The sequence below is a fragment of the Glycomyces dulcitolivorans genome, from assembly GCF_003265355.1.
GTDB lineage: Bacteria > Actinomycetota > Actinomycetes > Mycobacteriales > Micromonosporaceae > Glycomyces > Glycomyces dulcitolivorans.
Map to the genome: position 1 here is coordinate 2,030 of NZ_QFRW01000038.1, position 8,250 is coordinate 10,279.

The 8,250-nt window shown below is 69.7% G+C and carries 8 protein-coding genes and 1 pseudogene; 7 read left to right on the forward strand and 2 right to left on the reverse strand.

Annotation, left to right across the window (positions count from 1 at the left end):
- On the reverse strand, positions 1-637 hold a 637-nt coding region (locus DI269_RS27515), incomplete at its 3' end, for a hypothetical protein (RefSeq protein ID WP_198667071.1).
- 118 nt (positions 638-755) lie between these two features.
- Between DI269_RS27515 and DI269_RS02210 the strand changes: the two genes are divergently transcribed.
- The gene (locus tag DI269_RS02210; RefSeq protein WP_112133522.1) at positions 756-1,448 is read left to right on the forward strand and encodes a TetR/AcrR family transcriptional regulator; all 693 of its coding nucleotides are present in this window, start codon (positions 756-758) and stop codon (positions 1,446-1,448) included.
- A 58-nt stretch (positions 1,449-1,506) separates the two neighbouring features.
- Here the strand turns inward: DI269_RS02210 and DI269_RS02215 are convergent, their stop codons facing one another.
- Positions 1,507-2,313: a PP2C family protein-serine/threonine phosphatase gene (locus DI269_RS02215; protein ID WP_112133516.1), complete on the reverse strand. Its 807-nt coding sequence runs from the start codon at positions 2,311-2,313 to the stop codon at positions 1,507-1,509.
- A gap of 248 nt (positions 2,314-2,561) precedes the next feature.
- On the opposite strand from DI269_RS02215, the gene DI269_RS02220 reads away from it, so the two are divergent.
- The 6 genes and pseudogenes from DI269_RS02220 to DI269_RS02245 form a co-directional block, all read left to right on the forward strand.
- Positions 2,562-3,893 (forward strand): serine/threonine-protein kinase, encoded by a 1,332-nt coding sequence (locus DI269_RS02220; RefSeq protein ID WP_112133517.1) that lies wholly within the window; start codon positions 2,562-2,564, stop codon positions 3,891-3,893.
- Between the two features lie 230 nt (positions 3,894-4,123).
- Positions 4,124-4,627, forward strand: a complete 504-nt coding sequence (locus DI269_RS02225) for a PadR family transcriptional regulator (protein ID WP_112133518.1) — start codon at positions 4,124-4,126, stop codon at positions 4,625-4,627.
- 123 nt (positions 4,628-4,750) lie between these two features.
- On the forward strand, positions 4,751-5,869 hold the full coding sequence (gene prfB / locus DI269_RS02230; protein ID WP_112133519.1) for a peptide chain release factor 2: 1,119 nt from the start codon (positions 4,751-4,753) through the stop codon (positions 5,867-5,869).
- A gap of 242 nt (positions 5,870-6,111) precedes the next feature.
- The gene (ftsE, locus tag DI269_RS02235) at positions 6,112-6,792 is read left to right on the forward strand and encodes a cell division ATP-binding protein FtsE (protein WP_112133520.1); all 681 of its coding nucleotides are present in this window, start codon (positions 6,112-6,114) and stop codon (positions 6,790-6,792) included.
- Positions 6,793-6,814: 22 nt separating this feature from the next.
- Complete coding sequence (gene ftsX, locus DI269_RS02240; RefSeq protein ID WP_112133521.1) at positions 6,815-7,690, forward strand: permease-like cell division protein FtsX; 876 nt, start codon at positions 6,815-6,817, stop codon at positions 7,688-7,690.
- A gap of 71 nt (positions 7,691-7,761) precedes the next feature.
- Positions 7,762-8,250: pseudogene (locus DI269_RS02245) on the forward strand (hypothetical protein); the annotation flags it as partial.

The following is an 8,250-nucleotide window of genomic DNA, read 5'->3' on the forward strand; positions in this document are numbered from 1 at the left end:
CGCGCCACATCTCGGCGGCGAGCCACAGGCAGGCGGCGGTCACCAGGGCGCCCCAGGCGATCCGGCCGGCGTGCGGCAGGAAGAACTGCGGCAGGTAGGTCACCATGAGCACGGCGAGGGGGACGCCGCTCCAGCGGTTGAGGGTGCCCGAGCGCCACACCGCGACCGCGGCGATGACGGCGGCGATCGCGACGAGGGCGAGGCCGATCGCGAAGACGGTAATGGCGGTCGCGTCGTAGCGGAACGCGTCGGCGACCTCGGTCATGGTCGGGTCGGCGTCGGCCACGGCGCGCTCGCCGATGGCCTTGAGGCCGTAGACCTCGGCGCCGTAGTACGAGATCGTCAGGGCCGATCCGATGTAGCCGGTGGTCGCGGCCAGGAACGCGGTCTTCTCGTTGCGGGTGCCTTCGAGGTGGCCGCGCAGGGAGCCGTAGGCGAGGGGGATGAGGATGAGGCCGACGATCGCGGCGATGTGGGCGATGGACCAGCCGGCGGTGGTCCAGGACTCGGCTCCGGCGAGCGTCGTCTGGTCCTCGCGTGGCGCGGCGGCCTCGTAGAGGACGAACAGGACGCCGGCGAGGGCGAAGGCGATCGCGCCGGTGCGGGCGCGGGGGTCGGGGGCTTGGGGGACTGACACGGGTGCTCCTTGGGGTCCACCGCTCATTGTTGTGAGCGGCGCTCTCTGTTGAGAGCAATGATTGCACACCGTCCGCGACAACGCAAGAGCGGTGCTCTCGTTTCTGTACACTGGTTCCATGAACGCGCCGCGAACCGCCAGAGAACGCGCCCGAGCCGAGCTGACCAGGGAGATCCTGGCGTCCGCACGCCGCCAGCTCGGCGAGGTCGGCGCCCCGGGTCTGTCCCTGCGCTCGGTCGCCCGCGACCTCGGCATGGCCTCCTCGGCCGTCTACCGCTACTTCGCGAGCCGCGACGAGCTCCTGACGGCCCTCCTCATCGAGGCCTACAACGAGGTCGGCGCGGCCGCCGAGCGGTCCGACCGGCCCAAGGCCGTCCCCGAGAACCGCTGGCTCGGCGTCTGGAACGGCGTGCGGAACTGGTCCCTCGCCAACCGCCACGAGTACGCGCTCCTGTTCGGCACCCCCGTGCCCGGCTACGCGGCCCCGCACCTCACCACCGAGATCGCCGCCCGCATGCCGCTCACCTTGGCGCGCATCGTCGCCGACGCCAAACGCGACGGCGGCCTGCGCCCCTATACCGGGCCCGAGTGCGACCCGTCCGCGATCGAGCCGGCGATGCTCGCCCTCCTCGACGACGGCGCGTTCACCGTCGAGGAGACCGCCCGGCTCATCCTCGCCTGGAACCGCCTCGTCGGCGTCATCGGCTTCGAGCTCCACGGCCACCTCAAGAACGTCACCGCCGACGACGCCGCCTACTTCGAGTACACGGCCCGCTCCGAGGGCGCCAACCTCGGCCTCGCCTTCGACTGACCGCGGACGCGGCGAGGGCCGCCCGGCGGCCGGACGGCCCTCGCCGAAGACTCGGAGGCTAGAAGAAGTACAGGCCCAGCGCGATCGCGGCCACGACCAGGACCGCGGCGACCGCGCCGAGGACCCACGGCCAGCGCCGCCGCGAGCGGTGCTCCGACACGTCGCCGACGACCACGGTGACGTTGTCGGGGCCGCCGCCCTCCAGGGCCAGCCGCACCAGCTCGTCGGCGGCCGCCTGGGGGTCGGCGAAGTCGCGCAGGACGTTCTCGATCACGGCGTCGTCGACGACGTCGCTGAGCCCGTCGGAGCACAGCATGTACCGGTCGCCGAGCTGCGCGGGGCGGGTCTCGAAGTGCGCCGGGGCGGGGTTGGCCTGGAGCACGCGCGTGACCACGGACTTGTAGGGGTGGTCCTGGGCCTCGGCGGGGGTGATGGCGCCCTCGTCGACCAGGTGCTGTACGTAGGAGTCGTCGACGGTGACCTGCACGAAGTCCTCGCCGCGGACCTGGTAGGCCCGCGAGTCGCCGATGTGGACGATGTCGACCGCGTCGTCGCCGAGCCACAGGCCCGTCAGCGTGGTCGCCATGCCCTCGGACTCGGGGTTCTCGGCCACCGCGGCGCGGATGCGGTCGCGGGCGGCCTCGACGACCTCGCCCAGCTCCACATGGGCGTCCGCGGGGGAGCGGCGCGCGAGGCGGGTCACCTCGGCGATCGTCACCCCGCTGGCGACCTCACCGGCGGCGGCGCCGCCCACGCCGTCGGCGACGGCGAGCAGCCGCCGCGACGCGAGGTGGGAGTCCTCGTTCAGGTCGCGGACTTTGCCCACGTCGGTGGCGGCGCCGTAGCGCCAGCGCAATTCGGTCACAGGCGATCACCACTGATTCGGCACTGAGTTTCGGCAGTCTGTTCAAAGCTTGGCCGTTCGAGGGACATGGGCGCAAGTGTAGTGGTCCCGCACTCACAGCACGCGACCGTTGAACCCCGCTTTCCGCACCGGCGCGCGCCCGCGTTGTATCCCCCGTTCGTGCCAGCCTGCGAACCCGCCGCTGAGCTGCGGTGACGCCCCGATTACAGTGGATTCAGCCCGCTTCGACATCACCCCCGGGAGCTGCCATGAAGACGGTTCTGGCCGACCGCTACGTCCTGGAGCACGAGATCGCGCGCGGGGCGGTCGGCGTCGTCTGGCGGGCGTTCGACCGGATCACCGGCGAATGGGTGGCCGTCAAGGTCCTCCGCGAGGAGCTGCGGGGCGAGTCGGAGATCTTCGAGTCCTTCCGCGCCGAGGCCGAGATCCTGCGCACGATCGACCACCCGGGCGTGGTCGGCGTCAAGGACTTCATCGTCACCGAGACGCTGTGCGCGGTCGTCCTGGAGTTCATCGAGGGCCTGGACCTGCGCGAGCACCTGCGCCTCCACGGGCCGCTCCCGGCCGCCGAGGCCGCGCTGCGGTGCGCGAGCGCCGCCGAGACCCTCGCCGCGATCCACCGCTCCGGCTACCGCCACTCGGACGTCAAGCCCGGCAACCTCATGCTCCACGGCACCGAGGGCGTCAAGTTCGTCGACTTCGGCATCGCCCGCGCCGCCGCCTCCCGCACCGCCCCCTCCCACGGCACCCCCGAGTACATCGCCCCCGAGGTCGCCTCCGGCGACTCCGCCAGCACCGGCGTCGACAACTACGCGCTCGGGCTGGTCCTCTACGAGGCCCTGACCGCGCACAGCGCCTACCGCGGCGGGTCCATCACCGACGTCGTCGAGCGCCACCTCACCCGCATCCCGGTCAAGCCCGCCGCCGTCGACCGCGACCTGTGGCAGGTCGTCGAGATGCTCCTGTCGCTCGACCCGGCCGCCCGCGGGGACCTCGACGCGGTCGCCGCCGAGCTGCGCCGCCTCGCCCCGCGCCTGTCCCGCCAGGCCACCGCGCCCATCGAACCCGAACTGCGCGAACGGGAGGCGACGAGGTCCTTCGACTACATGCCGGTGACGCCGCACGCCCCGGAGGTCCAGGGCATCGCCGCGCTCATGGCCGCCGAGTCCGAGCCCGCCGAGTCCCCGCGCCGCGGCCGCTTCCTCATCGCCGCACTGGGTCTGGTCGCCGTTGCCGCCGCGGCGGTCTGGGCCGTCGCGGCACTGACGGGCCCTGACGACCGGAATGCGGAAGATACGGCCGACCCGTCCGAAGAGGCCGTTACGTCCGCTCCGGCCGAGTCCTCTGCGGACCCAACGGATCCGGGCTCGAGCGAGTCCGCGTCGCCGGATGGCGAGTCGGCGAGTCCTCAAGGGGCGGAGTCGGAGAGCCCCGATCCCGGGGAGGAATCGACTGGTATGTCCGGATCAGAGGGTGAATCGGGAGGCTCCACTGAGGGCGGTTCCGACGACGACTCGCCCGGATCGGACCTCATCGGTTCGCCCATGCCGACAAGCGATATCGGCCGCGACAGTCGATAATGATCCATGAGCGGCGAGTGACGCCGTGTCACCCGAACCGATGAGGGCGATGGGGATCACACGATTGGAATTCTCCGATCATGCGTTGCAATCCCGTATCGATGCTCGGCGGAATCACAAGGCTCGCAGTGCTTTCCGTGGTCACGCAGCATGAACCATCGGTCGGGGTCTATCGACACATTGGAGCTGTCCACTTGTCAGGGCGGCATCCACATGGCATCCTGTCGGGCATGGCAGGAAAAGAACTCAACGCGACCTCAGCAGCATTGCTGGGCTTGCTGCACGAAGGACCGATGACCGGCGGACAACTCATGGCGGAGGCGACCCGTCGCCTCGGTCCGTACTGGACCATGACGCGCTCGCAGGTCTACCGCGAACTCCCCGCCCTCGCCGAAGGCGGCCTCGTTCGGGTTGGGAAGCCGGGGCCGCGCGCCTCGGTGCCCTACACGATCAGCGCCAACGGCAAGCGGGCGTTCACCCGCTGGCTCAACGAGCCGGCCCGCATCGGCCAGCTGCGCGACCCCGTCGCGCTGCGCACGGCCTTCCTCGACTACCTCTCGAAGGACACCGCCGACGAGATGTTCTCCGACGCGGTCGAGCAGCACCAGGAGGCCTTGGCAGAGGCCCGTGCCGCCGCGAAGGACTACGCGGACGAGGACCCGAACGCCGCGATCGCGATGGAGTTCGCGATCGGGTACCACCGGTCGGCGCTCAGCTGGCTGAAGAAGCGGTAACAGCGGGTCAGACCCGGCGCCGACGCCGGTCGCACGGAATCAAGCACGGAGCGGGACGCGGCCCCTGAGGGGGCTCGCGTCCCGTTTCGTATGAGCCCGAATACAGGCGTACCCTGATCTGTTGTGACCAGTGTCGATGTTTCAGCCGATCTCCGCGAACTCAAGGCGACGCTCGCGAGCGTCGAGGCCGTCCTCGACCTGCCCGCGCTCCGGCGCGAGCTGGCCGAACTCGAAGCCGCGGCCGCCGACCCCGGGCTGTGGGACGACCCCGATCACGCCCAGAAGCTCACCTCCCGCCTCTCCTACGTCCAGGCCGAGCTGAAGAAGCTCGCCTCACTCCACGGGCGCATGGACGACGTCGAGATCATGTTCGAGCTCGCCGAGGCCGAGGACGACCCGAGCGCGGCCGCCGAGGCCGGCGCCGAGCTCGCATCGATCCGCAAGGCCGTCGACGAGCTCGAAGTCCGCACCCTCCTGTCGGGGGAGTACGACGAGCGCGACTGCGTCGTGACCGTGCGCTCCGGCGCCGGCGGCGCCGACGCCTGCGACTTCGCCGAGCAGCTCATGCGCATGTACCTGCGCTGGTCGGAGCCGCACGGCTTCGGCACCGAGGTGTACGACGTGTCCTACGCCGAAGAGGCCGGCATCCGCTCGGCGACCTTCGCAGTCAAGGGCCCCTACGCCTACGGGCACCTCTCGGTCGAGCAGGGCACGCACCGCGTCGTCCGCATCAGCAAGTACGACAACCAGGGACGCCGCCAGACCGGCTTCGCCGCCGTCGAGGTCGTCCCGGCCCTGGAGCAGACCGACGAGATCGAGGACATCCCCGAGGACGAGATCCGCGTGGACGTCTACCGCTCCTCGGGCCCCGGCGGCCAGGGCGTCAACACCACCGACTCGGCGGTGCGCCTGACCCACCTCCCGACCGGGATCGTCGTCTCCTGCCAGAACGAGCGCTCGCAGCTCCAGAACAAGGCCACCGCGATGGCCGTCCTCAAGGCCAAGCTCCTCCAGCGCACGCGGGACGAGGAGCGGGCCAAGGTCGACGAGCTGCGCGGCTCGGCCACCGCCTCGTGGGGCGACCAGATGCGCTCCTACGTCGAGCACCCGTACCAGATGGTCAAGGACCTGCGGACCGGCTTCGAGACCGCCGACGTCAAGGGCGTCTACGACGGCAACATCGACGGCTTCCTGGAGGCGGGCATCCGCTGGCGCAAGAGCGGCGAGAAGTCCACGTCCTAGCCCGGATCGTAGATCCTATTTCATATAGGATCTGCGATCCGCTGTGGACCGCCCGTACCCGCCCGGTGACCCTTCGCGGCCCCCGCATGGGCCTCCTGACCACATATGCTTCCCCCGTTCGGCCGAAATCGCGTCGTTACCCCCGAACGGTCGTGACATATGGTGACGAAACGCCGGAATATGCCACGCTTGTACTGGAGCCGCCGGACCGCCCCGGGGAATCGGCGGATAGACTCCGCCTCGTGATTCAGCTTGAGGGTGTAACCAAGCACTACCCCCGGTCGAACCGCCCCTCGGTGGAGGACATGAACGTCTTCATCGACAAGGGGGAGTTCGTGTTCTTCATCGGCCCCACCGGTGCGGGGAAGTCGACGATCATCAAGCTCCTGCTGCGGGAAGAGATCCCGGACAAGGGCAAGATCACCGTCGGGGACACCGACGTGACCCGGCTGCGGCGCTGGAAGACCCCCGCGTACCGGCGCAGCATCGGCTGCGTGTTCCAGGACTTCCGGCTGCTGCCCAACCGCACCGCCGCCGAGAACGTGGCGTTCGCGCTTGAGGTCATCGGCAAGCCCAAGTCCGTGGCCCGCCGCGTCGTCCCCGAGGTCCTCGAACTGGTCGGCCTCGGCGGCAAGGAGCACCGCTACCCGCACGAGCTCTCCGGCGGCGAGCAGCAGCGCGTGGCCGTGGCCCGCGCCTTCGTCAACCGGCCCCTGCTCCTGCTGGCCGACGAGCCCACCGGAAACCTCGACCCCGACACCTCGATCGAGGTCATGCGCCTTCTCGACCGGATCAGCCGGACCGGCACCACCATCCTCATGGTCACCCACGACTCCAACATCGTGAACCAGATGCGCCGCCGCGTCATCGAGATCGAGAACGGCCAGATCGTCCGCGACCAGGCGCGCGGCGTCTACGGCTGAGCGAAAGGCAGAACCAGAGCACATGCGCGCGAAGTACGTGATGTCCGAGGTCTTCCTCGGACTGTGGCGCAACATCTCCATGACCGTCGCCATGATCATCACCATGGCCGTCTCGCTGACGATGCTCGGCGCGGGCCTGCTGCTGTACAACCAGGTCGACGTGATCGAGGAGTACTACCAGACCAACCTCGAAGTCGTGGTCTACCTCGACCGGGACATCGACCAGCCGACGACCGACCAGATCAAGGCCGACTTGGAGGCCAGCGGCTATGCCGCGCAGGTCAAGTACGAGTCCCAGGAAGAGGCCTACGACCGGTTCAAGGAGACCTTCGAGGAGTCCAAGGACCTCGTCGCCTCCGTCGACCCGACCGTGCTCCCGGCGGCGTTCCGCATCAAGATGAACGACATCAACGACGCGGACAAGCTCATCGCCGACTTCTCCGAGCGCGAGGGCGTCTACCAGGTCACCAACCAGCGCGACATCCTCCAGCAGGTGTTCGACATCCTCGGCGGGGCCCAGCGCCTCACCCTGATCGTCGCGCTCGTCCAGGGCATCGCCGCGCTCATGCTGGTCGCCAACACGATCCAGGTCGCCGCCTACTCGCGGCGCCGCGAGGTCGCGATCATGAAGCTCGTCGGCGCGCCGAACTGGTTCGTCCAGGCGCCGTTCGTCCTCGAAGCGGTCTTCGCCGGAGTCATCGGCGCGATCTTCGCCTTCGCGACGCTCATCGCCGCGAAGTTCCTGGTCATCGACGGCCAGTTCAAGGACCTCTTCAGCCTGATGCCGCCGATCAGCATGCAGTCGATCCTGCTGCTCCTGCCGATCCTCACCGGCATCTCGGCCCTGATCTCCGCCATCACGGCCTGGATCACCCTGCGGTTCAACATCAAGGTCTAACCCTCACCTGATCGGGGCCTGTGTCCCGATTGTCCTGAACATCCGTCGCAGATGGACTAGATTCAGGCGCTATGAGGCGCATCGGATGGCTGCTCGCGGCCCTGCTCTTGGCAGGGACCGCGAGCAGTCCCGCTTTCGGGGTCTCCCAGTCCGACCTCGACGAGGTCGAGCGCGAGAAGGCCCAGATGGCCGCCGAGCTGGAGGACGCCTCCGACGAGGTCCGCGCCGCCGGCGACGTCCTCGCCGAGACCCGCGCCCTCCTGCCCGGCGCCCAGCACGAGGTCGATGTTGCCCAGGGCCGCGTCGCCGCCGCCGAGTCCGAGGCCGCCCAGGCCCAGCGCGAGGCCGACGCCGCCCGCGAGGCCCTGGCCGCCGCCGAGGCCGCGTACACCGCGGCCGCCACCGTGGTCGAGGACGCCCGCGAGTCCCGCGCCGCCATGTTCAACGCGACCGCGCGCGGCGCCGAACTGCTCACCGTCGACGCGATCCTCGCCTCCGACGACCCGGCCGAAGCCATCGACGGCCTCACCTACCTCGAATTCCTCATGGAGGGCAAGGAC

Excerpts from the sequence above, each read along its gene's own strand:
- DI269_RS02210 (WP_112133522.1), top strand. The coding sequence starts at position 756 with ATGAACGCGCCGCGAACCGCCAGAGAACGCGCCCGAGCCGAGCTGACC.
- DI269_RS02220 (WP_112133517.1), top strand. The coding sequence starts at position 2,562 with ATGAAGACGGTTCTGGCCGACCGCTACGTCCTGGAGCACGAGATCGCG.
- DI269_RS02225 (WP_112133518.1), top strand. The coding sequence starts at position 4,124 with ATGGCAGGAAAAGAACTCAACGCGACCTCAGCAGCATTGCTGGGCTTG.
- ftsX (WP_112133521.1), top strand. The coding sequence starts at position 6,815 with ATGCGCGCGAAGTACGTGATGTCCGAGGTCTTCCTCGGACTGTGGCGC.